Source organism: Pseudomonas sp. zfem005 (assembly GCF_032621735.1).
Taxonomy (GTDB): Bacteria; Pseudomonadota; Gammaproteobacteria; order Pseudomonadales; family Pseudomonadaceae; genus Metapseudomonas; species Metapseudomonas solani.
Genome location: NZ_JAVYJE010000007.1, coordinates 125,048 through 147,484, shown reverse-complemented (window position 1 = coordinate 147,484; position 22,437 = coordinate 125,048). Strand labels below are relative to the sequence as shown.

General features: G+C 64.8%; 24 protein-coding genes. 17 read left to right on the top strand and 7 right to left on the bottom strand.

From position 1 onward, the window contains the following. Window positions 1–43: 43 nt before the first annotated feature. Entirely contained in the window at window positions 44–964 is a 921-nt protein-coding gene (locus RTW82_RS16835; RefSeq protein WP_184487777.1) for a lipid A biosynthesis lauroyl acyltransferase, read from the bottom strand. A 142-nt stretch (window positions 965–1,106) separates the two neighbouring features. Between RTW82_RS16835 and minC the strand changes: the two genes are divergently transcribed. The 7 genes from minC (at window position 1,107) to lpcA (ending at window position 6,416) form a co-directional block, all read left to right on the top strand. Continuing rightward, a complete protein-coding gene (gene minC, locus RTW82_RS16830; protein WP_316925764.1) occupies window positions 1,107–1,853 on the top strand; it encodes a septum site-determining protein MinC in 747 nt (248 codons plus the stop codon). 99 nt (window positions 1,854–1,952) lie between these two features. After that, window positions 1,953–2,768 carry a septum site-determining protein MinD gene (gene minD, locus RTW82_RS16825; protein ID WP_263403635.1) on the top strand — a complete coding sequence of 272 codons (816 nt, stop codon included), beginning with the start codon at window positions 1,953–1,955 and terminating at the stop codon, window positions 2,766–2,768. Next, entirely contained in the window at window positions 2,765–3,019 is a 255-nt protein-coding gene (minE, locus tag RTW82_RS16820; RefSeq protein WP_021221290.1) for a cell division topological specificity factor MinE, read from the top strand. The genes minD and minE overlap by 4 nt, the downstream gene beginning before the upstream one ends. Before the next feature lie 60 nt (window positions 3,020–3,079). Next, a complete protein-coding gene (locus tag RTW82_RS16815) occupies window positions 3,080–3,715 on the top strand; it encodes an RluA family pseudouridine synthase (protein ID WP_021221291.1) in 636 nt (211 codons plus the stop codon). A 105-nt stretch (window positions 3,716–3,820) separates the two neighbouring features. Next, a complete protein-coding gene (locus RTW82_RS16810; RefSeq protein WP_316925763.1) occupies window positions 3,821–4,402 on the top strand; it encodes a class I SAM-dependent methyltransferase in 582 nt (193 codons plus the stop codon). Window positions 4,403–4,524: 122 nt separating this feature from the next. Continuing rightward, a complete protein-coding gene (locus RTW82_RS16805) occupies window positions 4,525–5,814 on the top strand; it encodes a M18 family aminopeptidase (RefSeq protein ID WP_316925762.1) in 1,290 nt (429 codons plus the stop codon). Window positions 5,815–5,828: 14 nt separating this feature from the next. Next, window positions 5,829–6,416: a D-sedoheptulose 7-phosphate isomerase gene (lpcA, locus tag RTW82_RS16800; RefSeq protein ID WP_184487774.1), complete on the top strand. Its 588-nt coding sequence runs from the start codon at window positions 5,829–5,831 to the stop codon at window positions 6,414–6,416. Window positions 6,417–6,659: 243 nt separating this feature from the next. Here the strand turns inward: lpcA and RTW82_RS16795 are convergent, their stop codons facing one another. Further along, on the bottom strand, window positions 6,660–7,376 hold the full coding sequence (locus RTW82_RS16795; RefSeq protein ID WP_021221295.1) for a UTRA domain-containing protein: 717 nt from the start codon (window positions 7,374–7,376) through the stop codon (window positions 6,660–6,662). A 301-nt stretch (window positions 7,377–7,677) separates the two neighbouring features. Here RTW82_RS16795 and RTW82_RS16790 point away from each other — a divergent pair, with 301 nt between their 5' ends. The 6 genes from RTW82_RS16790 to RTW82_RS16765 are packed head-to-tail and all read left to right on the top strand — an operon-like array spanning window position 7,678 to window position 12,860. After that, window positions 7,678–8,736: an ABC transporter substrate-binding protein gene (locus tag RTW82_RS16790; protein ID WP_021221296.1), complete on the top strand. Its 1,059-nt coding sequence runs from the start codon at window positions 7,678–7,680 to the stop codon at window positions 8,734–8,736. Between the two features lie 55 nt (window positions 8,737–8,791). After that, complete coding sequence (locus RTW82_RS16785; protein WP_316925761.1) at window positions 8,792–9,598, top strand: alkaline phosphatase family protein; 807 nt, start codon at window positions 8,792–8,794, stop codon at window positions 9,596–9,598. After that, window positions 9,577–10,437, top strand: a complete 861-nt coding sequence (locus tag RTW82_RS16780; protein WP_043245477.1) for an ABC transporter permease — start codon at window positions 9,577–9,579, stop codon at window positions 10,435–10,437. The genes RTW82_RS16785 and RTW82_RS16780 overlap by 22 nt, the downstream gene beginning before the upstream one ends. Beyond that, window positions 10,424–11,221, top strand: coding sequence for an ABC transporter permease (locus tag RTW82_RS16775; protein WP_021221299.1), 798 nt, complete (start codon window positions 10,424–10,426; stop codon window positions 11,219–11,221). The genes RTW82_RS16780 and RTW82_RS16775 overlap by 14 nt, the downstream gene beginning before the upstream one ends. Next, window positions 11,218–12,207, top strand: a complete 990-nt coding sequence (locus RTW82_RS16770) for an ABC transporter ATP-binding protein (protein WP_271658676.1) — start codon at window positions 11,218–11,220, stop codon at window positions 12,205–12,207. The genes RTW82_RS16775 and RTW82_RS16770 overlap by 4 nt, the downstream gene beginning before the upstream one ends. After that, window positions 12,207–12,860, top strand: a complete 654-nt coding sequence (locus tag RTW82_RS16765; RefSeq protein ID WP_316925760.1) for an HAD family hydrolase — start codon at window positions 12,207–12,209, stop codon at window positions 12,858–12,860. Before RTW82_RS16770 ends, RTW82_RS16765 begins: the two co-directional genes overlap by 1 nt. A gap of 62 nt (window positions 12,861–12,922) precedes the next feature. Here the strand turns inward: RTW82_RS16765 and RTW82_RS16760 are convergent, their stop codons facing one another. Beyond that, window positions 12,923–13,408 carry a GNAT family N-acetyltransferase gene (locus tag RTW82_RS16760; RefSeq protein WP_316925759.1) on the bottom strand — a complete coding sequence of 162 codons (486 nt, stop codon included), beginning with the start codon at window positions 13,406–13,408 and terminating at the stop codon, window positions 12,923–12,925. A 122-nt stretch (window positions 13,409–13,530) separates the two neighbouring features. Between RTW82_RS16760 and RTW82_RS16755 the strand changes: the two genes are divergently transcribed. Continuing rightward, on the top strand, window positions 13,531–13,923 hold the full coding sequence (locus RTW82_RS16755; protein ID WP_316925758.1) for a VOC family protein: 393 nt from the start codon (window positions 13,531–13,533) through the stop codon (window positions 13,921–13,923). Between the two features lie 3 nt (window positions 13,924–13,926). Here the strand turns inward: RTW82_RS16755 and RTW82_RS16750 are convergent, their stop codons facing one another. After that, a complete protein-coding gene (locus tag RTW82_RS16750; RefSeq protein WP_316925757.1) occupies window positions 13,927–14,109 on the bottom strand; it encodes a hypothetical protein in 183 nt (60 codons plus the stop codon). Window positions 14,110–14,310: 201 nt separating this feature from the next. Between RTW82_RS16750 and RTW82_RS16745 the strand changes: the two genes are divergently transcribed. Then, the gene (locus RTW82_RS16745; protein ID WP_043245481.1) at window positions 14,311–14,862 is read left to right on the top strand and encodes an RNA 2'-phosphotransferase; all 552 of its coding nucleotides are present in this window, start codon (window positions 14,311–14,313) and stop codon (window positions 14,860–14,862) included. A 103-nt stretch (window positions 14,863–14,965) separates the two neighbouring features. On the opposite strand, the gene ahpF is transcribed toward RTW82_RS16745, so the two are convergent. The 3 genes from ahpF to RTW82_RS16730 all read right to left on the bottom strand — a co-directional run bounded on the left by ahpF (window position 14,966) and on the right by RTW82_RS16730 (window position 18,367). Next, the gene (ahpF, locus tag RTW82_RS16740) at window positions 14,966–16,522 is read right to left on the bottom strand and encodes an alkyl hydroperoxide reductase subunit F (RefSeq protein WP_021221308.1); all 1,557 of its coding nucleotides are present in this window, start codon (window positions 16,520–16,522) and stop codon (window positions 14,966–14,968) included. 140 nt (window positions 16,523–16,662) lie between these two features. Further along, window positions 16,663–17,226, bottom strand: coding sequence for an alkyl hydroperoxide reductase subunit C (gene ahpC / locus RTW82_RS16735; protein WP_021221309.1), 564 nt, complete (start codon window positions 17,224–17,226; stop codon window positions 16,663–16,665). A 178-nt stretch (window positions 17,227–17,404) separates the two neighbouring features. Beyond that, complete coding sequence (locus tag RTW82_RS16730) at window positions 17,405–18,367, bottom strand: NAD(P)H-quinone oxidoreductase (protein WP_031288407.1); 963 nt, start codon at window positions 18,365–18,367, stop codon at window positions 17,405–17,407. A 128-nt stretch (window positions 18,368–18,495) separates the two neighbouring features. Here RTW82_RS16730 and RTW82_RS16725 point away from each other — a divergent pair, with 128 nt between their 5' ends. Both RTW82_RS16725 and RTW82_RS16720 read left to right on the top strand, forming a co-directional pair. Continuing rightward, the gene (locus RTW82_RS16725) at window positions 18,496–20,580 is read left to right on the top strand and encodes a carboxy terminal-processing peptidase (RefSeq protein ID WP_021221311.1); all 2,085 of its coding nucleotides are present in this window, start codon (window positions 18,496–18,498) and stop codon (window positions 20,578–20,580) included. A 93-nt stretch (window positions 20,581–20,673) separates the two neighbouring features. Then, window positions 20,674–22,419, top strand: coding sequence for a bifunctional diguanylate cyclase/phosphodiesterase (locus RTW82_RS16720; protein ID WP_316925756.1), 1,746 nt, complete (start codon window positions 20,674–20,676; stop codon window positions 22,417–22,419). The last annotated feature ends 18 nt before the right edge of the window (window positions 22,420–22,437 follow it).

Sequence of the window (22,437 nt, the reverse complement as noted above, 5' to 3'; positions counted from 1 at the left end):
GTTTTTTTCCGCGAGTATAGGGCCCGCGTGGGCCCGGCGCTGCTCAGTAGAGCTTCGGCTCGCCTTCCGGCCGGGTCTTGAAGCGGCGATGGGCCCAGAGGTACTGCTCGGGGAGGCGGCTTACGGCCTGTTCGATCCACTGGTTGATGCGCAGGCAATCCGCCTCCTCGCTCTCGCCCGGGAAGTCGGCCAGCGGCGGGTGGATCACCAGGCGGTAGCCGGAGCCGTCGGCCAGGCGTTCCTGGGTGAAGGGCAGCACCCGCGCGCGGCCCAGGCGGGCGAACTTGGTGGTGGCGGTGACGGTGGCGGCGGTGACGCCGAACAGCGGCACGAACAGGCTCTGCTTGCGCCCGTAGTCCTGGTCCGGTGCGTACCAGATGGCACGCCCGGCACGTAGCACCTTAAGCATGGCGCGTACGTCTTCACGCTCGATGGCCGTGGCGTCGAGATTGTGGCGCTCGCGCCCCTGGCGCTGGACGAAGTCGAACAGCGGGTTCTTGTGCTCGCGGTACATGCCGTCGATGGTGTGCACCTGGCCGAGCAGCGCGGCGCCGATCTCCAGGGTGGTGAAGTGCAGCGCCATGAGAATCACGCCCTGGCCGTCCGCCTGGGCCTGGCGCAGATGCTCCAGGCCTTCTATATGGGCGAGTTTGCGCAGGCGCGAGGCCGGCCACCACCAGCTCATGGCCATCTCGAAGAAGGCGATGCCGGTGGAGGCGAAGTTCTCCCTGAGCAAGCGCTTGCGCTCGGCAACGGACAACGCGGGGAAACACAGCTCCAGGTTGCGCCGGACGATGTGTCGACGCGAACCGGCGACCCGCAGCATCAGCCAGCCCAGGGCGCGCCCCAGGCGTAGCAACACCGGGTAGGGCAACAGGGTAATCAGCCACAGCACCGCCAGGCCGAGCCACAGGGGCCAGAAGCGCGGGTGGAGGAAGGCGGCGCGGAAGCGGGGACGTTCCATCGGTGGATCCGTAGGGCTGCGTGGGCAAAGGCCGGCATTCTACAGAAATAGCTGCCGGCCGGCGCCCATCCCGCCCCGCGCGTCTTGCGACGGCCCGGCGTTCTCGCTATAAGTCCTGCCCATCAGACCCAGCAGAAAGACCATGAGCCAAGCTGACCTTCTCGACCAAGATCCCGTGTTCCAGCTCAAGGGCAGCATGCTCGCCATCACCGTGATGGAGCTGGCGCACAACGACCTCGAACGCCTCGACCGGCAACTGGCCGACAAGGTCGCCCAGGCCCCCAACTTCTTCCAGAACACCCCGCTGGTGATGGCCCTCGACAAACTGCCGGCCAGCGAAGGCGAAGTGGACCTCGCCGCGCTGCTCGACGTCTGCCGCCGCCATGGCCTGCGCACCCTGGCCATCCGCGCCAGCAACGAACAGCACATCGCCGCCGCCAATACCCTCGACATCCCCGTGCTGCCGCCCTCGGGCGCTCGCGAGCGGGTCATCGACCCGGTGGAGCCCGGAGCCAAGAAGGCGGCGAAAGTCCCGGAGAAACCCGCCGAGCCCGTGACCCGCCCGACCAAGGTGGTGACTACCCCGGTACGCGGCGGCCAGCAGATCTACGCTCCCGGCGGCGACCTGGTGGTGGTCGCCCCGGTGAGCCCGGGTGCGGAACTTCTCGCCGATGGCAACATCCATGTGTACGGTCCCATGCGTGGCAGGGCACTGGCAGGCATAAAGGGCGATACCAAGGCCCGGATCTTCTGCCAGCAACTGGCCGCCGAACTGGTGTCGGTAGCCGGTCAATACAAGGTCGCCGAAGACCTCCGGCGCGAGCCGCTCTGGGGGCATTCGGTGCAGGTCAGCCTGTCGGGAGATGTGTTGAACATCACCCGCCTTTAACGGATACTGCCGCGAATTTTCAGGGACCTGAACGGGAGCCAGGACGGCCGACCAAGGCCTGCAAGTTCCCGCTTTTCTTATTATTTGGGGTGAATCACCTTGGCCAAGATCCTCGTTGTCACGTCCGGCAAGGGTGGCGTGGGCAAAACCACCACCAGCGCCGCCATCGGCACCGGCCTCGCTCTGCGCGGGCACAAAACCGTCATCGTCGACTTCGACGTCGGCCTGCGTAACCTCGACCTCATCATGGGCTGCGAACGCCGCGTGGTGTACGACTTCGTCAACGTCATCAACGGCGAAGCGACCCTGACCCAGGCCCTGATCAAGGACAAGCGACTCGAGAACCTCTACGTCCTGGCCGCCAGCCAGACCCGCGACAAGGACGCGCTGACCCTCGAAGGCGTCGGCAAGGTCATCGAAGAGCTGGCGCAGAACTTCGAATACGTGGTCTGCGACTCCCCCGCCGGCATCGAGAAAGGTGCCCACCTGGCCATGTACTACGCCGATGAGGCGATCGTCGTGACCAACCCGGAAGTCTCCTCGGTACGCGACTCCGACCGCATGCTCGGCCTGCTGGCCAGCAAATCGCGCCGCGCCGAGAAGGGCGAGGAGCCGATCAAGGAGCGCCTGCTGCTCACCCGCTACAACCCGGAGCGCGTCACCAAGGGCGAAATGCTCGGTGTCGAGGACGTCGAGGAAATCCTCGCCATCCACCTGCTCGGTGTCATCCCGGAATCCCAGGCGGTGCTCAAGGCATCCAACCAGGGTGTTCCGGTCATCCTCGACGAGCAAAGCGACGCCGGCCAGGCGTACAGTGATGCCGTCGATCGCCTGCTCGGCAAGGAACTGCCCCACCGGTTCCTGGACGTGCAGAAGAAAGGACTCTTGCAACGCCTTTTTGGAGGCCGTGAATGAATATTCTTGACTTCTTTCGCGAGCGGAAGAAGCAGAACAGCGCTTCGATCGCTAAAGAACGACTCCAGATCATCGTCGCCCACGAGCGCGGCCAGCGCAGCCAGCCGGACTACCTCCCGGCGCTGCAGAAGGAACTGGTTGAGGTGATCCGTAAGTACGTCAACATCGACCAGGATCAGGTCCAGGTCCTGCTCGAGGACCAGGGCAACTGCTCCATCCTCGAGTTGAACATCACCCTGCCCGATCGCTGATCAGGGCTGGTGTGCTGGACGGCGGCTGCGGCCGCCGTCTTCATTTCCGGATATAGAACCATGCCTCTCTCGCAGATCGAAATACTCCACCAGGATCCGGCCTTCCTGGTCATCAACAAGCCGACCCTGCTGCTTTCCGTGCCGGGCCGCGCCGATGACAACAAGGACTGCCTGATCACCCGACTGCAGGAGAACGGCTACCCGGAAGCGCTGATCGTCCACCGCCTGGACTGGGAGACCTCGGGCATCATCCTCCTGGCCCGTGACCCCGACAGCCACCGCGAGCTGTCCCGCCAGTTCCACGACCGCGAGACCGAGAAGGCCTACACCGCCCTCTGCTGGGGCCAGCCGGAACAGGACAGCGGGCGCATCGAACTGCCCCTGCGCTACGACCCGCCGACCAAGCCGCGCCATGTGGTCGACCACGAGCAGGGCCGCCACGCCCTGACCTTCTGGCGCGTGCTGGAGCGTTGCGGCAACCACTGCCGCGTCGAGCTGACCCCCATCACCGGTCGCTCCCATCAGTTGCGCGTGCACATGCTCTCCATCGGCCACCCACTGCTGGGCGACCGCCTCTACGCCCACGACGAAGCCCTGGCCGCCCACGAGCGCCTGTGCCTGCACGCCAGCATGCTCGCCTTCAGTCACCCGGTGACCGGCGAGCGCTTGCGCTTCGAGTGCCCCGCTCCGTTCTGAGCCGAACGATACCGCCTACAGGGCGTTGCGCTCCGGCAGCGCCCTTCCCCCGCCCAGCCGTGGCACCATCGCGCCCTCAGTCAGTGCATCGCCGACACAGGAGCCATGACCTTGCCCAAGACCACCTACTACAACGCTACCCAGGGCGCCCCGCCCTGGCCGGCCCTGCTGATGGCCATCGAGGCCCTCGGCCGCCCCGGCACCCTTGGCATCGACCTCGGCTGTGGCGTCGGCCGCGACAGCCTGGAAATGCTCCGCCGTGGCTGGGAGGTGCTGGCCATCGACCGCGAGCCCGAAGCCATCGAACGCCTGCTCGGCCAGGTAACGCCCGATCAACTGCCGCGCCTGCAACCGCTCTGCGCCCGCTTCGAGGACTGCGAGCTGCCGCCCGCCGACATCGTCAACAGCGCCTTCGCCCTGCCCTTCTGCGCCCCGGCGGACTTCCCCGCCCTGTGGCAACGCATCGACGATGCCCTGGCAGGCGGCGGTATCTTCTGCGGCAACCTGTTCGGCGAGCGTGACGACTGGGCCGGCCCCGAGCTGAGCATCTTCAGCGAGGACCAGGTACGGCAGCTGTTCGCCGACTGGGAGCTGCTGCACTTCGAGGTGATCGACCGCGAAGGCAGCACCGCCCGTGGCCGCACCAAGCGCTGGCACCTGTTTTCAGTGGTCGCGCGGCACCGCTGAATCCATGACGGCCGGCACAAGAACCGGGCTATCGCCGCCATGGTGAAAATTCACCGGCCTGCGCCTCCTAATCACCAAGCCCGATGCGATAAACTCCGGCCCATCGCTGTCTGGAGTCCGTTATGCGCGAAGAGTTGAACCAGGGCCTTATCGATTTCCTCAAGGCCTCCCCCACCCCCTTCCATGCCACCCGCAGCCTGGCCCAGCGCCTGGAGGCAGCGGGCTACGTGCACCTCGACGAGCGTGATGCCTGGCGCGCCGAGGCCGGTGGGCGCTACTACGTGACCCGCAACGACTCCTCGCTGATCGCCATCAAACTGGGCAAGCGCCCCATGCTCGACGGCGGCCTGCGCCTGGTCGGCGCCCACACCGACAGCCCTTGCCTGCGAGTCAAGCCCAACCCGGAACTGCACCGCCAGGGCTTCTGGCAACTGGGCGTCGAAGTCTACGGCGGCACCCTGCTGGCGCCCTGGTTCGACCGCGACCTGTCCCTGGCCGGCCGTGTCACCTACCGCGCCGCCGGCAAGGTGGAAAGCCAACTGGTGGACTTCCAGGCGCCCATCGCCGTGATCCCCAACCTGGCCATCCACCTCAACCGTGAAGCCAACCAGGGCTGGGCCATCAACGCCCAGACCGAGCTGCCGCCGATCCTGGCCCAGTTGGCCACCGGCGAGACCCGCGAGTTCCGTGATCTGCTGGCCGAGCAACTGACCCTGGAGCACGGCGTCAGCGCCGATGCGGTGCTGGACTACGAACTGAGCTTCTACGACACCCAGAGCGCCGCCGTGATCGGCCTCGGCGGCGACTTCATCGCCGGTGCGCGCCTGGATAACCTGCTCTCCTGCTACGCCGGCCTGCAGGCCCTGCTCGCTGCCGAAGGCGACGAGAGCTGCGTGCTGGTGTGCACCGACCACGAGGAAGTGGGCTCCTGCTCCGCCTGTGGCGCCGACGGCCCCTTCCTGGAGCAGGTGCTGCGCCGCCTGATGCCCGAGGGCGATGCGTTCGCCCGCACCATCCAGCGCTCGCTGCTGGTCTCCGCCGACAACGCCCACGGCGTGCACCCCAACTACGCCGACAAGCACGACGGCAACCACGGGCCCAAGCTCAACGCCGGCCCGGTGATCAAGATCAACAGCAACCAGCGCTACGCCACCAACAGCGAAACCGCCGGTTTCTTCCGCCACCTGTGCCTGGAAAACGAAGTGCCGGTGCAGAGCTTCGTCACCCGCAGCGACATGGGGTGCGGCTCCACCATCGGCCCCATCACCGCCAGCCAGCTGGGCGTGCGCACCGTGGACATCGGCCTGCCGACCTTCGCCATGCACTCCATCCGCGAACTGGCCGGCAGCCATGACCTCGCCCACCTGGTGAAGGTGCTGGCCGCCTTCTACTCCAGCCACGACCTGCCCTGAACGGAGACAGCCGCATGCTCAGCCACATCCGCAACAGCCTCGAGGAAGCCCGGACGGCGCTGGACAACTTCATCGCCAACGAGCAGGCCCTGCGCAGCATCGAGCGCGCGGCGGAACTGCTGGTGGAAAGCTTCGAGAACAAGGGCAAGGCCTTCTCCTGCGGCAATGGCGGCTCCATGTGCGACGCCATGCACTTCGCCGAGGAACTGACCGGGCGCTACCGCAAGAACCGCCCGGGCATCGCCGCCATCTCCATCAGCGACGCCAGCCACATCAGCTGCGTGGCCAACGACTTCGGCTACGACCACATCTTCTCGCGCTACATCGAGTCCCACGGTCGCGAAGGCGACGTGCTGCTGGCCTTCAGCACCAGCGGCAAGAGCCCCAACGTGATCAAGGCCGCCGAAGCCGCCAAGGCGCTGGGGGTGAAGGTCGTCGCCCTCACCGGCAAGCCCGGCTCGCTGCTCGAAGGCCTCGCCGACGTGTGCATCTGCGCCCCCGGCGGCGACTTCGCCGACCGCGTGCAGGAGCTGCACATCAAGGTGGTGCACATCCTCATCGAGCTGGTGGAACGCAAGCTCGCGCCTGAAAACTACGCTTAAAGAAGCTGGAAGCTGGAAGCTGGAAGCTGGAAGCTGGAAGCTGGAAGCCAGTCAGCGTGCCAGGCCCAGCTTCCTGTTCAACTCAGCCCGCCTCAGAACGCATTGGTAGGTTGGCGCCGAGCGCAGCGAGGCCCAACGACGCACACTTCACCCTCGCCATGTTGGGCTTCGTACCTCAGCCCAACCTACAGCCCCCGCTCTGCCCTTCACTTCCAGCTTCTAACTTCTGGCTTCCAGCTGCCCTTATTCCGGCACCTCCACGCTGACGTGGATCGCATCGTGCCGCCAGAACTCCAGGTCGCAGTCGATCAGCCGGCCGTGCTGGTCACGGTTGACCCGGGTGATGCGCAGCGCCGGGCTGCCGGGGGCGACCTTCAGGGTCGAGGCGGCTTCGGGGTGCAGCGCCGTGGGCACCATGTCGAAGCGCACGCGGCCGTAGCGGATGCCGTATTCGCTGCCGTAGAGGTCGGTCAGCGAGCGGGTGAGGTCGAAATCGAGGATGCCGGCGAAGTATTGCGGGTTGAGGTAGTGCTCGACGTAGAGCACCAGGCGCCCGTCGATGCGCCGCGCCCGGCGGATCTGGTAGACGCTGGACAGTGCCGGCAGCTCCAGCAATTCGCAGACTTCCACGGTCGCCGGCATCAGCCGTGCGCTGAGCACTTCGGTGGCCGGCACCCGGCCCTGCTCGCCAACCATGGCGTGGAAGTGGCTGCGCACCAGGGGGTTGTAGGCCACCCGTGGCGGCGAGACGAACCAGCCGCGACGCTCTTCACGGTAGATCAGCCCCTGCGCCTCCAGCTGGCCCAGCGCCTCACGCAGGGTGATGCGGGTGGTGTCGAACAGTTCGCTGAGCTTGCGCTCGGCCGGCAGCTTGCCGCCCAGAGGCAACAGGCCATGCTCGATCTGCTCCTGCAGGGCGCGGCAGATGGCGGTAACGGTACGGGGCGCCTCTTCGCGCATCGAAAAACTCCAATCTGGAATAGACCAGCACCATAAAAGTGCGATGCCGATGGTGGTGTGACCATCCTATGCAGCCTAGATGACTGTCCCGTGACAGCACCTGCGACCTGCAGGGTGCGTGCCAGCGACAGGGTTCCGCGCCAAGCGCCATGGGACGTGCAGCCATGGTCTACGCTTGCTGACGCCGGAAGAACGGGGCCCGCAGAGCCACGCGGTGCAATGAAACCGTCATCTATGGCCTTTAGATTGGCCTGGGTCTTGCTGATCTAGACCAATACTCAACCCTGCTAAGGAGCTTCATATGAAACGCCTGCTGCTGGCTTCACTGATTGGAACCACCCTGGCCCTGAGCACCCAGGCCATGGCGGATGACGCTGCACTGAAGGCCCTGGAAGACGCTGCCCGCAAGGAAGGCGCGGTAAACAGCGTGGGCATGCCCGACAGCTGGGCGAACTGGAAGGACACCTGGGTCGACCTGGAGAAGAAGTTCGGCCTCAAGCACATGGACACCGACATGAGCTCGGCGCAGGAAATCGCCAAGTTCGCCGCCGAGAAGGACAACGCCACCGCCGACATCGGCGACGTCGGCGCGGCCTTCGGCCCCATCGCCACCCAGCAGGGCGTCACCCAGGCCTACAAGCCCAGCACCTGGGACCAGGTCCCCGCGTGGGCCAAGGACCAGGACGGCCACTGGGCCCTCGCCTACACCGGCTCCATCGCCTTCATCATCAACAAGCAACTGGTGAAAGAGCCGCCGAAATCCTGGGCCGACCTGGAGAAAGGCAAGTACAAGGTCGCCATCGGTGACGTCAGCGCCGCCGCCCAGGCCGTAAACGGCGTGCTGGCCGCCGCCATCGCCAAGGGCGGTGACGAGAAGAACATCCAGCCGGGCCTGGACCTCTTCGCCAAGATCGCCGAACAGGGCCGCTTGTCCCTGTCCAACCCGACCATCCAGACCCTGGAGAAAGGCGAAGTCGAAGTCGGCATCGTCTGGGACTTCAACGGCCTGTCCTACCGCGACCAGATCGACCCCAGCCGCTTCGAGGTGCTGATCCCCTCCGACGGTTCGGTGATCTCCGGCTACACCACCATCATCAACAAGTACGCCAAGAACCCGAACGCCGCCAAGCTGGCTCGCGAGTACATTTTCAGCGACGCCGGCCAGATCAACCTGGCCAAGGGCAACGCCCGCCCGATCCGCGCCGAGCACCTGACCCTGCCGGCCGAAGTGCAGGCCAAGCTGCTGCCCAACGAGCAGTACGCCAAGGTGCAGCCGATCAAGGACGCCAAGGCCTGGGAAGAAACCTCCAAGGCACTGCCGAGCCTGTGGCAGGAAAACGTCATCATCAACATGGAATAAGTGACACACGGGCGCCGGCCTTGGCCGGCGCCTCGTCACATCTGGGTGCCAGCTCATGAAGCACAAAGCAATCCTGGTCCTGCTGGACGGCCTCAACTACGGCGTCGCACAACACGCCATGGGCCACCTCCAGGCTTATTGCGCTGCCGGCCGTGCTGCGCTGTACAAACTGGAGTGCGAGCTACCGGCGCTGTCCCGCCCCCTCTACGAATGCATTCTCAGCGGGGTGCCGCCGATCGACAGCGGCATCGTGCACAACGACGTCTCGCGCCTGTCCAACCAGCGCAGCGTGTTCCACCACGCCCGCGATGCCGGGCTGACCACCGCCGCTGCGGCCTACCACTGGTTCAGCGAGCTGTATAACCGCTCGCCCTTCGACGCCGCCCGCGACCGCCACACCGAGGCGCCCGAACTGCCCATCCAGCATGGCCACTTCTACTGGGCCGACCACTACCCGGACGCGCACCTGTTCGCCGATGCCGAGAGCCTGCGCCTGCGCCACGCGCCGGACTTCCTCCTGGTGCACCCGATGAACATCGACGACGCCGGCCACAAGCACGGCCTCGACACGCCGCAATACCGCAACAGCGCGCGGATCGCCGACATCATCCTCGCCGAGTATCTGCAGCGCTGGCTCGATGCCGGCTACCAGGTGCTGGTGACCGCCGACCACGGCATGAACAACGACCGTTCGCACAACGGCCTGCTCACCGAAGAGCGCGAAGTACCACTGTTCGTCCTCGGCGACGCCTTCAGCCTCGACGGCTATGCGCAACCGAAGCAGACCGACCTCTGCGGCACCCTTTGCGAACTGCTGGGCGTGCCCCACGACAAACCTGTATGCCGGGAGCTGTTGAAGTGAATTCAGCCAACCGCGGCAAATGGCTGGCGCTGCTGTGCCTGCTGCCATTCGCCATTTTCTTCATCGCCTTCCAGATCGCGCCGCTGGCCTGGGTGGCGATCAATAGCCTGAACAGCCCCGAAGGCTGGGGCCTGGGCAACTACGCCAAGGTGTTCGCCTCCAAGTTCTACCTGCAGGCGATCAAGCACAGCCTGCAGATCGCCTTCTGGTCGAGCCTGATCGGCATCTTCATCGCCATCCTCGGCAGCTACTCGCTGCGCCAGGTGGACAGCCGCCTGCGCGACTTCGTCATGGCCTTCTCCAACATGACCAGCAACTTCGCCGGCGTGCCCCTGGCCTTCGCCTTCGTCATCCTCCTGGGCTTCAACGGTGCACTGACCCTGCTGCTCAAACAGAGCGGGCTGATCGAGGACTTCAACCTCTACTCCAAGACCGGCCTGATCGTGCTCTACACCTACTTCCAGATCCCCCTCGGCGTGCTGCTGCTCTACCCCGCCTTCGACGCCCTGCGCGCGGACTGGCGCGAATCCGCCTCGCTGCTCGGCGCCAGCACCTGGGACTTCTGGCGGCACATCGGCCTGCCGGTGCTGACCCCCGCGCTGCTGGGCACCTTCATCATCCTGCTGGCCAACGCCCTGGGCGCCTACGCCACCGTCTACGCCCTGACCACCGGCAACTTCAACGTGCTGCCGATCCGCATCGCCGCCATGGTCGCCGGCGACATCGCCCTCAATCCCAACCTAGCCAGCGCCCTGGCCATGGTGCTGGTGGGCCTGATGGCGCTGATCACCGTGGTCCACCAGTGGCTGCTGAAGAGGAGCTACCATGTCGCGCGCTGAAGCCCCGGTCGCCAGCCTCTACCACCGCATCGTGGTCTGGCTGCTGTTCCTGATCCTGCTGCTGCCCCTGGCCGGCACCCTGCTCTATTCGCTGTCCACCAGTTGGTCGGCGTCCATCCTCCCCGATGGCCTGACCTTCAAGTGGTACCTGGCGCTGTGGAGCGATGCCCGCTTCCTCAACGCCTTCGGCCAATCGCTGCTGGTGTGCTTCGGCGCCCTGGCGCTGTCGGTGGTGCTGATCCTGCCGCTGCTGTTCGTGGTGCACTACCACTTCCCCAAGCTGGACGCGCTGATGAACATCCTCATCCTGCTGCCCTTCGCGGTGCCGCCGGTGGTGTCTTCGGTGGGCCTGCTGCAGCTCTATGGCTCCGGCCCGCTGGCCATGGTCGGTACGCCGTGGATCCTGATCGGCTGCTACTTCACCGTGGCGCTGCCGTTCATGTACCGGGCCATCACCAACAACCTGCAGGCGATCAACCTGCGTGACCTGATGGACGCCGCCCACCTGCTCGGCGCCAGCACCTGGAAGGCCGCTCTGCTGGTGGTGCTGCCCAACCTGCGCAAGGGCCTGATGGTTTCGCTATTCCTGTCGTTCTCCTTCCTCTTCGGCGAGTTCGTCTTCGCCAACCTGCTGGTGGGCACGCGCTACGAAACCCTGCAGGTCTACCTGAACAACATGAAGAACAGCAGCGGCCACTTCAACAGCGCCCTGGTGATCTCCTACTTCTTCTTCGTGCTGCTGTTCACCTGGGCAGCCAACCGCCTGAACAAGGACAAATCATGAGTTTTCTGAGCATTCAGGGGCTGCACAAAAGCTATGCCGCCACCTCGATCTTCAGCGACATCAACTGCGAGATCGGCCAGGGTGAATTCGTCACCCTCCTCGGCCCTTCCGGCTGCGGCAAATCCACCCTGCTGCGCTGCATCGCCGGGCTCACCGAGGTCAATGGCGGCAAGATCGTCCTCGACGGCCAGGACCTGGTGCCGCTGGCACCGCAGAAGCGCGGCATCGGCATGGTGTTCCAGAGCTATGCGCTGTTCCCCAACATGACCGCCGCGCAGAACGTCGCCTTCGGCCTGCGCATGCAGAAGGCCAGCAAGGAAGAAAGCGCCCGCCGCGTGCAGGAAGCCCTGGCCATGGTCGAGCTGGACACGTACGCCGACCGCTACCCGCACCAGCTCTCCGGTGGCCAGTGCCAGCGCGTGGCCCTGGCCCGCTCCCTGGTCACCCGCCCGCGCCTGCTGCTGCTCGACGAGCCGCTCTCGGCCCTCGATGCGCGCATCCGCAAGCACCTGCGCGAGCAGATCCGCAGCATCCAGCAGGAACTGGGGCTAACCACCATCTTCGTCACCCACGACCAGGAGGAGGCGCTGACCATGTCCGACCGCATCTTCCTGATGAACGCCGGGCGCATCGTCCAGAGCGGCGACGCCGAGACCCTCTACACCGCCCCGGTGGACGCCTTCGCCGCCGGCTTCATCGGCAACTACAACCTGCTCGAAGCCGAAGACGCCGCACGCCTGCTGGCGCGCCCGGTGGCCAGCCGCATCGCCATCCGCCCGGAAGCCATCTCGCTGAGCCGTGACGGCGCCATCGAAGCGGAAGTACGCAGCCACAGCCTGCTGGGCAACGTCATCCGCTACCGTGTGGAAGCTCGGGGTGTGGAACTGGTGGTGGACGTGCTCAACCGCAGCGCCGACGACCTGCATGGCAAGGGCCAACGCATCGGCCTGTCCATCGACGACAACGCGATCCGGGAGGTGGCGTGATGACCCTGGCGATCTTCGATCTCGACGACACCCTCATCGACGGCGACTGCGCCAGCCTGTGGAGCGAACACATGGCCGCCATCGGCTGGGTGGACGGTGAATCCTTCATCAAGAAGGACCACGAACTCATGGCGCTCTATGCCGAAGGCGAGCTGGCGATGGAGGACTACATGGCCTTCAGCCTCTCGCCCCTGGTGGGCCGCACGCCGGAGGAAGTGGCCTTCGTCGTCGAGCCCTTCGTCGAGGACGTGATCGAACCCATCTTCCACAGCGATGCCACCCGCTGCCTGGCCAGCCACCGCGAAGCCGGCGACCGCATCCTGGTGATCTCCGCCTCCGCGCACTTCCTGGTCAGCGCCATCGCAGAGCGCCTGAAGATCGACGAAGTACTGGCCATCGACCTGGAAGAGCAACACGGGCACTACAGCGGCAACACGCGCGGCGTGCTCACCTACCGCGAGGGCAAGGTCACCCGCCTGCACGCTTGGCTCGAGGCCGAAGGTGAAAGCCTCGACGGCGCCTACTTCTACTCCGACTCGCGCAACGACCTGCCGCTGCTCAAGCTGGTCAGCAACCCCCGCGTGGTCAACCCCGACCCAGCGTTGCGCGAACACGCCGAACAGGCCGGCTGGCCGATCCTCGACTGGCGTTGAGTCACCCCGCCCTGCGTATGACGTAGGGCGGGTGAAACCCGCGTGCCTGGTTTGCCGAGGACTCAGCTATCGCCGTGGGCGAAGGCTTTGAGCTCGTCACCGGCCATGCGGTAGCGCACCCACTCGTCCTGGGGGCTGGCGCCGATGGATTGGTAGAACTGGATGGCGGGTTCGTTCCAGTCCAGCACGCTCCATTCCAGGCGGCCACAGCCGCTGTCGCAGGCCAGGCGCGCAAGATGGCGCAACAGCGCCTTGCCGGCACCGACGCCACGTTGCTGGGGAGAAACGTAGAGGTCTTCCAGGTACATCCCCTTGCGGCCCAGCCAGGTGGAGTAGCTGTAGAAATACACGGCGAAACCGATGGGCGCGCCGTTCAGCTCGCAGATCAGCGCACGGGCCGGGGTGTCGCCCTCGAACAGGCTCTGCTCGATGTCGGCAACGGTGGCGATGACTTCGTGTTCGGCCTTCTCGTAGATGGCCAGTTCGGTGATGAAGGCGAGAATCTGGCGGGCATCGCTGCGTACGGCATCGCGGATATGCAGGCTCACGGGAATTCCTTTCAGGGGGTGTTGGCGCCGAGGCGCGAAGGCGGACATGCTAGGCGCCGGCTGGCCGGCAAGAAAGAGGGCCGAGCATAATCGCCGTTCGTAGCCGCCTAGGAGAGTCGCTCATGCTGTCCCACGTCTGCATCGGTACCAACGATTTCCCCCGGGCCCTGGCCTTCTACACGCCGCTGATGGGGGCACTGGGGCTGCCGCAGAAATTCTGCGACCCGTCCCGCCCTTGGGCGGGCTGGATGCCGGCGGATGCACCGCGCCCGTTGCTGGTGCTGGGCGCGCCGTTCGATGGCGAGGCGGCAACCGTGGGCAATGGCCAGATGGTCGCCCTGCTGGCGCCGGACCGCGCCAGCGTCGACCGCTGCCACGCCCTGGCACTGGCCAATGGCGGCCAGTGCGAAGGGGCACCAAGCTTGCGGCCGCACTATCACCCCGACTACTACGGCGCCTATTTCCGCGACCCGGATGGCAACAAGCTGTGCGTCTGCTGCCACCGGCCCGAGTGACGCTCAAGGCACCCTATTGTCGCCCTCGCCGGGCAGCTCCGGCTGGTGATGGCGTGGTCGCAGGTCGGGCTCAGGGTCGCGCGGTTTCTGCAGGCGCTCCACCTCGGCCTGGTTCTCCGCTTCCTCGTCGGGGGTGATCTCGGGCAGCTCGCCGTCCTCGGTAACGCTCGGGTCGCTGTCGATCATGGCGCGTCCTCCCTCAGGTGCCGTACTTCAGAGAGGCCGATGCCCTGGCTCGGGTCATGTTTGACGGGCATGTTCCACCTCGTGGTTTCGTGGTCGTCAGGAGTTGTGAGGGAGCTGGCCGATGAAGGTTCGAGGTATTTGGTCGGTCGTGCCGTCGTGGCAGAATCTGCCCCTCAATCACGCAGGATGCAGGAGCTCACCATGAGCAATGGACCGGATGTCGAGATAAGCCGCTTCCTCAGCTTTGTACTGAGGCACAAACCCGAGGCCATCGGCCTGCAGCTGGACAGCGAAGGCTGGGCCGATATCGAGGCATTGATCACCGGTGCCGCACGCACGGGCAAGGAACTCGATGAGCTGGCGATCCGTCGCGTGGTGGCGAACAACGACAAGAAGCGCTTCGCCATTTCCGAAGACGGCCGGCGCATTCGCGCGGTACAAGGCCATTCGACCGCCTCGGTGCAGCGCCAGTACGACGCCGTGGTGCCGCCGCAGCGGCTGTTCCACGGCACCGCCAGCCGCTTTGTCGACAGCATCCTGCAGAAGGGCCTGATCGCCGGCTCGCGTCACCACGTGCACCTCTCCGAAGACCGCGAAACCGCCACCCAGGTGGGCGAACGCTATGGCGAGCCGGTGATCCTCGAGATCGCGGCCAGCGCCATGCACGAGGACGGCTTCGAATTCCACCAGGCGGAAAACGGCGTGTGGCTGACCGCGCGGGTACCGGTGGATTACCTCAAGCGGGAGGGGTGAGCGACGGACATCACCGCCCCGGGCTGAAGCCCGGGCTACGAGGTCAGAACAACCATGAAAAAAGGCAGCCCGAGGGCTGCCTTTGTTGTTGGAGCAGGGTGAATCAGGTGGTGCGGATCAGGTGGTCGAAGGCGCTCAGGGAGGCCTTGGCACCCTCACCCACCGCAATCACGATCTGCTTGTAAGGCACGGTGGTCACGTCACCGGCAGCGAACACACCGGGCAGCGAGGTCTCGCCACGGGCATCGACGATGATCTCGCCACGCTGGCTCAGCTCGACGGTGCCTTTGAGCCAATCGCTGTTGGGCAGCAGGCCGATCTGCACGAAGATGCCTTCCAGTTCCAGGGCCTTGAACTCGTCGGAGTTGCGGTCCTTGTAGGTGAGGCCGGTGACCTTCTGGCCATCGCCCTTCACTTCGCTGGTCAGCGCGCTGGTGATGATGTCGACGTTGCCGAGGCTGCGCAGTTTCTTCTGCAGCACTGCGTCGGCACGCAGCTGGCTGTCGAACTCGATCAGGGTGACATGGGCGACGATGCCGGCCAGGTCGATGGCTGCTTCCACACCGGAGTTACCGCCACCGATCACCGCCACGCGCTTGCCCTTGAACAGTGGGCCGTCGCAGTGCGGGCAGTAGGCAACGCCACGGCCGCGGTATTCCTGCTCGCCGGGTACGTTCATTTCGCGCCAGCGGGCACCGGTGGAGAGGATCACGGTCTTGGCCTTGAGGCTGGCACCGCTCTCGAACTTCACTTCATGCAGCTCGCCTTCGGCCTTGGCCGGGATCAGCTGGCTGGCACGCTGCAGGTTCATGATGTCGACGTCGTATTGCTTGACGTGCTCTTCCAGCGCGCGGGCCAGTTTCGGACCTTCGGTCTCCTGCACGGAGATGAAGTTCTCGATGGCCATGGTGTCCAGCACCTGGCCGCCGAAACGCTCGGCCGCGACGCCAGTACGGATGCCCTTGCGGGCGGCGTAGATGGCAGCCGAGGCACCGGCCGGGCCACCGCCGATCACCAGGACGTCGAAGGCATCCTTGGCATTGAGCTTCTCGGCATCACGGGCGGATGCGCCGGTGTCGATCTTGGCGAGGATTTCCTCCACGCCCATGCGGCCCTGGCTGAACAGCTCGCCGTTCAGGTAGATGCTCGGCACCGACATGATCTGGCGCTGCTCGACTTCATCCTGGAACAGCGCGCCATCGATGGCGACGTGACGGATGTTGGGGTTGAGCACGGCCATCAGGTTCAGCGCCTGGACCACGTCCGGGCAGTTCTGGCAGGACAGCGAGAAATAGGTTTCGAAGTTGAACTCGCCCTGGATGCCCTTCACCTGCTCGATCACATCGGCTTCGAGCTTGGAGGGGTGGCCGCCGACCTGCAGCAGTGCCAGCACCAGGGAGGTGAATTCGTGGCCCATGGGGATGCCGGCGAAACGCAGGCTGATATCCGCACCGGGGCGTTCCAGCGAGAAGGAAGGCGTGCGGGCATCGCCACCGTCTTCGCGCAGGGTGATCTTGTCGGTCAGGCCGACGATGTCGTGCAGCAGGTCGCGCAGCTCCTTGGATTTGTCGCTGTCATCGAGGGACGCGACGATCTCGAACGGCTGGGTGACCTTTTCCAGATAGGCCTTCAACTGGGTTTTAAGATTGGCGTCCAACATGATTCGGCTCCTGCTTGTTTCGGGCAAAGGGGACCCCGCGGCGGACGCATGCGCGTCCGCCCTGCTCGCTCGGATTCGGGCTTTTTGCAGGGTGGTCGGCATGAGGCCGACCACCGGGGGGAGGTACTGCGTTTTGTAGCTTAGATCTTGCCAACCAGGTCCAGGGACGGAGCGAGGGTCTTCTCGCCTTCCTTCCACTTGGCCGGGCAGACTTCGCCCGGGTGGGCAGCGGTGTACTGGGCAGCTTTCAGCTTGCGCAGGGTCTCGCCGACGTCACGAGCGATTTCGTTGGAGTGGATCTCAACGGTCTTGATGATGCCTTCCGGGTTGATCACGAAGGTGCCGCGCAGGGCCAGGCCTTCTTCCGGGATGTGCACGCCGAAGGCGTTGGTCAGTTGGTGGGTCGGGTCACCGATCAGCGGGAACTGAGCCTTGCCCACTGCCGGGGAAGTTTCGTGCCAAACCTTGTGGGAGAAGTGGGTATCGGTGGTCACGATGTAGACCTCGGTACCGGCCTTCTGGAACTCGCCGTAGTTGTTGGCGGCGTCTTCGATCTCGGTGGGGCAGTTGAAGGTGAAGGCTGCCGGCATGAAGATCAGGACCGACCACTTGCCCTTGAGGGATTCTTCGGTGACTTCGATGAACTTGCCGTTGTGGAAAGCGTTGACCTTGAAAGGTTGAACTGCGGTGTTGATCAGAGACATCGAGTGGACCTCTTATGAGTTGGAAGTGTGGGTTGAGAAATTTACCAGACGAATACTAGGTGGTTGCGCTGTAAAGAGCTTATTGATTGAAGGAATCGACCTCATTGATTTCCTATATCGCTCTGAAGCCCAGTAGCCACGGGCCTTCCAGCCTGTCACGCAAGGTATCGAAAGGAAACTAGACGAGGGATTCGTCCAGTACGACAACCACTTTACCCGACACCTGGTTACTGTTCAGAGCGGCGAAGGCGGCTTCCACGTCCTTGGCCGCGAAGCTTTGTTCCAGTTGCGGCTTCAGGCGGCCTTCGGCGAACAGCGGCCAGGCATGCTGGCCAAGATCACGCAGCAGGTCGGCCTTGAAGGCGTCGTCGCGGTTGCGCAGGGTCGAGCCGATCAGCTGGATGCGCTTGCCCAGCACCAGGGCCATATCCAGCTCGGCCTTGCGGCCGCCCATGAGGCCGATATTCACCCAGCGGCCATCACGGGCCAGCAAGTCGAGGTTGAGCGCGGCGTAGTTACCACCGACCGGGTCGAGGATCACGTCGAACGGGCCGAAGTCACGCAGGCTCTCCAGCGTTTCGCCGCGCAGTGCGCCGCCCTGGGCGCCGAGGCCCTCGCAATAGGCCAGGCGTTCAGCGGAACCGACGCTGACCCAGACCGGGCTGCCAAAGGCCTTGCACAGCTGGATGGCGGCGGAGCCGACGCCGCTGGCCCCTGCGTGCAACAGCACCTTCTCACCGGGCTTCAGGCCGGCCAGCTGGAACAGGTTGAGCCAGGCGGTGGCGTACACCTCCGGCAGCGCAGCCCCCTCCGCCAGGCTGAGGCCTTCGGGCACCGGCAGCACGTGACCGGCATCCACCACCACCTCTTCGGCCATGCCGCCACCAGCCAGCAGCGCGCAGACACGATCGCCCACCTGCCACGCCGCACCCGCCCCCACTTCGGTAATCACGCCCGAACATTCAAGGCCGATAATGTCGCTCGCACCGGGAGGCGGAGGGTAATGCCCCGCCGCCTGCAACAGATCGGCGCGGTTCAATCCCGCGGCCGCCACACGAATGCGGACCTGCCCCACATCACAGTCAGGAATGGGGTATTCAGCCCATTCCACGCGCCCTTCCACGCCTTGCAATGCTTTCACGCTGCCTCCATAGTGACCCAGGACTCGCCCGGCGGCTGACCGCCGGGCTTTTGCTTTGCGCCGATGGAACCCGGCGCCCTCAAATACGGCCTAATATGCGTTATCACCTCCCCCGACGTCGAATAAGCATGAAGCGTTCACTGATCTGCTCCGCCCTTGCGTTTGTATTCAGCATCAGCGTTCTGCCGCTGCATGCGTCCACCACCTCGGCAAGCGACAGCTGGGACTCCATCCAGCCCGACCGTGAGCAGGTGATAGCCAGCCTCAATGTGGTGGAGCTGCTCAAGCGCCATCACTACAACAAGCCGCCACTCAACGATGAGCGCTCGGTGAAGATCTACGAGGGCTATCTCAAGCTTCTCGACCCGGCGAAGATGTATTTCACCGCCGGCGACATCGCCGAATTCAACCAGTGGAAAACCCAGTTCGACGACTTTCTCAAAAGCGGCGACCTGGACCCGGGCTTCACCATCTACAAGCGTCATCTCGACCGTCTCAAGGAACGCCTGGACTTCGCCCTGGCGATGCTCGACAAGGGCGTGGACAAGATCGACTTCAGCGCCGACGAAAGCCTCGAGACCGACCGCGAGAAGGCCACCTGGGCCAAGGACAGCGCCGCCCTCGACGACCTGTGGCGCAAGCGCGTGAAGGACGAGGTACTGCGCCTGAAGATCGCCAATAAAGAGCCGAAGGCGATCCAGGAACTGCTGGTCAAACGCTACAAAAACCAGCTTTCGCGCCTCGAGCAGACCCGTGGCGAGGACGTGTTCCAGGCCTATATCAACGCCTTCGCACAGACCTACGACCCGCACACCCAGTACCTCTCCCCGGATAACGCGGAGAACTTCGACATCAACATGAGCCTGTCGCTGGAAGGCATCGGTGCGGTGCTGCAGAGCGACAACGAGCACGTCAAGGTGGTGCGCCTGGTGCCTGCCGGCCCTGCCGAGAAGAGCAAGCAGATCGCCCCGGCCGACAAGATCGTCGGCGTCGCCCAGGGCACTGGCGAGATGGTCGATGTGATCGGCTGGCGCCTGGACGAAGTGGTCAAGCTGATCCGTGGCCCGAAAGGCTCGGTCGTACGCCTGGAAGTGGTCCCCGCTAACAACGCGCCCAACGACCAGAGCAGCAAGATCGTCTCCATCACCCGCGAAGCGGTGAAGCTCGAAGAGCAGGCCGCGAAGAAGTCCGTGCTCAACCTCGAACATGAAGGCCACACCTTCAAGCTCGGCGTGATCGAAGTACCGGCCTTCTACCTCGATTTCAAGGCGTTCCGCGCCGGTGATCCCGAGTACAAGAGCACCACCCGCGACGTGAAGAAGCTGCTCGGCGAGTTGCAGAAGGAGAAGGTCGACGGCGTGGTCATCGACCTGCGCAACAACGGCGGCGGCTCCCTGCAGGAAGCCACCGAGCTGACCGGCCTGTTCATCGACCAGGGCCCGACCGTACTGGTACGCAACAGCGACGGCCGTGTCGACGTGCTGGCCGACGAGAACACCGGCATCTTCTACAAGGGCCCGATGGCCGTGCTGGTCAACCGCCTGTCCGCCTCGGCTTCGGAGATCTTCGCCGGCGCCATGCAGGACTATCACCGTGCGCTGATCATCGGTGGCCAGACCTTCGGCAAGGGCACCGTGCAGACCATCCAGCCGCTCAACCATGGCGAGCTGAAGCTGACCCTGGCCAAGTTCTACCGCGTCTCCGGCCAGAGCACCCAGCACCAGGGCGTGATCCCGGACATCGAGTACCCCTCGGTGGTCGACACCAAGGAAATCGGCGAAAGCGCGCTGCCCGAGGCCATGCCCTGGGACAGCATCCGCCCGGCAATCAAGCCCGAGGTCGACCCCTTCAAGCCCTTCCTCTCCGAGCTCAAGGCCCGTCACGATTCGCGCACCGCGCACAATCCCGACTTCGTCTACAGCCGCGAGCGCCTGGCCCTGGCCCAGAAGCTGATGAAGGAAACCACCATCACCCTCAACGAGGCCAAGCGTCGCGCCCAGCAGGCCGATATCGAAGCCAAGCAACTGGCGATGGAAAACACCCGTCGCAAGGGCAAGGGTGAGGAGCCGCTGAAGGAACTGAAGAAGGAAGACGAGGACGCGCTGCCGCTGGACGATGACAAGACCAAGCCGGAAGACGACGCCTACCTGACCGAGACCGGGCAGATCCTGCTCGACTACCTGGGTCTGAATTCGACGGTCGCCAAGCACTGATCGAACGTCATCAGAACGTCACGAAACTGTCGTGAAATGCAGGGGCCGCTGATGCGGCCCCTTTGCTTTTGAGCCGCATTCACGAGAGCCAACATGACAGTCACCGAGCAGTTGAGCGCCTTGGGCCAGATCCTCGCTCACGGCGACCTGAACAGCCTTTTCCAGCCGATCATCTCGCTTTCCGAACGCCGCATCCTGGGGTACGAGGCCCTCACCCGAGGCCCCTCCAACAGCCCCCTGCACTCCCCCGTCACCCTGTTCGCCGTCGCCCGCCATGCGGGGCGCCTCAGCGAGCTGGAAATGGCCTGCCGCAAACGCGCGTGCACGCGCTTCCATGAGCTGAAGCTCGACGGCAAGCTGTTCCTCAACGTGTCCCCCGAATCCCTGCTCGACCCGGCTCACCAGCCCGGTCGTACCCTGCAACTGCTGCAGTCCTTCGGTATCCCGCCCAGCCAAGTGGTAATCGAGCTGACCGAGCACGCCCCCACCGAGGACTTCGGCCTGCTGGACACTGCCCTGCACCACTATCGCGCCATGGGCTTCTCCATCGCCCTAGATGACCTGGGCGCCGGCTACTCCAGCCTGCGCCTGTGGTCGGAGCTGCGCCCCGATTACGTGAAGATCGACCGCCACTTCATCGACGGCATCCACCAGGACGCGGTGAAGCGCGAATTCGTCGGTTCTATCCTCAAGATGGCCAAGGCCTCGCGAGCGCAGGTGATCGCCGAAGGCATCGAACTGCCTGAAGAACTCGCAGTACTCGCCGAAATGGGCCTGGACCTGGTCCAGGGCTACCTGCTCTGCCGCCCCCAGGAGCAGCCACCTCGGGATGCCCGACCGCTGCTGCCGCAACTGGAAAGCACCAGCCCCATCGCCGACGATGGCTCCGATCTGCAAGCCCTGCTCAACGAACAGGCAGCGGTGGACCAGAACACCCCCATCGCCGTGGTCCTGGAAGCCTTCCGCGCCCAGGCCAACCTCAACTCCCTGGCGGTGATCGACGCCCAGCAGCAACCGGTGGGCATCGTCCATCGCCACCTGCTTTCCGATGCCCTGCTCAAGCCCTTTGCCACTGACCTGTTCGCCCGCAAGCCCATCAGCCGGCTGATGAGCGACGACTTCCTTGCAGTGGAGCTGAGCCAGTCCTTGCAGCGGGTCAGCCGCCTGCTCACCAGTCGCGCGCGCCAGCGTATCGAGGAAGACTTCATCATCGTTTCCGAAGGCCGCTACCTGGGCCTGGGGCGGGTGATCGATGTGCTCAAGCTGATCACCGAGATGAAGATCCAGCAGGCCCGCCACGCCAACCCGCTGACCCTGCTGCCTGGCAACGTGCCCATCCAGCAGTGCCTGGCGCGCCTGCTGCAGCAAGGCCGCCCGGCGATGGTCTGCTATGTGGACATCGACAGCTTCAAGCCCTTCAACGACCTCTACGGCTATGCCAAGGGCGATGAAGTACTGCTGTGCCTGGCGCAATGCCTGAACGAACGGGTCGACCCCGCGCGGGACTTCGTCGGCCATATCGGCGGCGACGACTTCATGCTGGTGCTGGGTTCGGAAGACTGGCGCGCCAAGCTCAACTACCTGCTGGAGGATTTCCAGGGCCAGTGCCGGCGCTTCTACCGCAACGACCACCTGCAAGCGGGCTGCTTCATCGCCCACAACCGCCGGGGCGAGCGCGAGGAATTCCCGCTTCTGTCCCTGTCCATCGGCGTGGTCAATCTAAGGGCCGAAGCCTGCGCCCACCTGGACGCCAGTCAGCTCGCCGCCCTCGCCTCGGAAGCCAAGCGCCACGCCAAGGAAGTGCCCGGCTATAGCCTGCACATCATCGACGCGGTCTGATCCGAGAGAAGGCGATCG

What these genes read in the sequence shown, in the direction of transcription:
- RTW82_RS16835 (WP_184487777.1), bottom strand. Translation starts at nt 964, where the DNA reads ATGGAACGTCCCCGCTTCCGCGCCGCCTTCCTCCACCCGCGCTTCTGG.
- minC (WP_316925764.1), top strand. Translation starts at nt 1,107, where the DNA reads ATGAGCCAAGCTGACCTTCTCGACCAAGATCCCGTGTTCCAGCTCAAG.
- minE (WP_021221290.1), top strand. Translation starts at nt 2,765, where the DNA reads ATGAATATTCTTGACTTCTTTCGCGAGCGGAAGAAGCAGAACAGCGCT.
- RTW82_RS16815 (WP_021221291.1), top strand. Translation starts at nt 3,080, where the DNA reads ATGCCTCTCTCGCAGATCGAAATACTCCACCAGGATCCGGCCTTCCTG.
- RTW82_RS16810 (WP_316925763.1), top strand. Translation starts at nt 3,821, where the DNA reads ATGACCTTGCCCAAGACCACCTACTACAACGCTACCCAGGGCGCCCCG.
- RTW82_RS16805 (WP_316925762.1), top strand. Translation starts at nt 4,525, where the DNA reads ATGCGCGAAGAGTTGAACCAGGGCCTTATCGATTTCCTCAAGGCCTCC.
- lpcA (WP_184487774.1), top strand. Translation starts at nt 5,829, where the DNA reads ATGCTCAGCCACATCCGCAACAGCCTCGAGGAAGCCCGGACGGCGCTG.
- RTW82_RS16795 (WP_021221295.1), bottom strand. Translation starts at nt 7,376, where the DNA reads ATGCGCGAAGAGGCGCCCCGTACCGTTACCGCCATCTGCCGCGCCCTG.
- RTW82_RS16790 (WP_021221296.1), top strand. Translation starts at nt 7,678, where the DNA reads ATGAAACGCCTGCTGCTGGCTTCACTGATTGGAACCACCCTGGCCCTG.
- RTW82_RS16785 (WP_316925761.1), top strand. Translation starts at nt 8,792, where the DNA reads ATGAAGCACAAAGCAATCCTGGTCCTGCTGGACGGCCTCAACTACGGC.
- RTW82_RS16780 (WP_043245477.1), top strand. Translation starts at nt 9,577, where the DNA reads ATGCCGGGAGCTGTTGAAGTGAATTCAGCCAACCGCGGCAAATGGCTG.
- RTW82_RS16775 (WP_021221299.1), top strand. Translation starts at nt 10,424, where the DNA reads ATGTCGCGCGCTGAAGCCCCGGTCGCCAGCCTCTACCACCGCATCGTG.
- RTW82_RS16770 (WP_271658676.1), top strand. Translation starts at nt 11,218, where the DNA reads ATGAGTTTTCTGAGCATTCAGGGGCTGCACAAAAGCTATGCCGCCACC.
- RTW82_RS16765 (WP_316925760.1), top strand. Translation starts at nt 12,207, where the DNA reads ATGACCCTGGCGATCTTCGATCTCGACGACACCCTCATCGACGGCGAC.
- RTW82_RS16755 (WP_316925758.1), top strand. Translation starts at nt 13,531, where the DNA reads ATGCTGTCCCACGTCTGCATCGGTACCAACGATTTCCCCCGGGCCCTG.
- RTW82_RS16750 (WP_316925757.1), bottom strand. Translation starts at nt 14,109, where the DNA reads ATGATCGACAGCGACCCGAGCGTTACCGAGGACGGCGAGCTGCCCGAG.
- RTW82_RS16745 (WP_043245481.1), top strand. Translation starts at nt 14,311, where the DNA reads ATGAGCAATGGACCGGATGTCGAGATAAGCCGCTTCCTCAGCTTTGTA.
- ahpF (WP_021221308.1), bottom strand. Translation starts at nt 16,522, where the DNA reads ATGTTGGACGCCAATCTTAAAACCCAGTTGAAGGCCTATCTGGAAAAG.
- ahpC (WP_021221309.1), bottom strand. Translation starts at nt 17,226, where the DNA reads ATGTCTCTGATCAACACCGCAGTTCAACCTTTCAAGGTCAACGCTTTC.
- RTW82_RS16725 (WP_021221311.1), top strand. Translation starts at nt 18,496, where the DNA reads ATGAAGCGTTCACTGATCTGCTCCGCCCTTGCGTTTGTATTCAGCATC.
- RTW82_RS16720 (WP_316925756.1), top strand. Translation starts at nt 20,674, where the DNA reads ATGACAGTCACCGAGCAGTTGAGCGCCTTGGGCCAGATCCTCGCTCAC.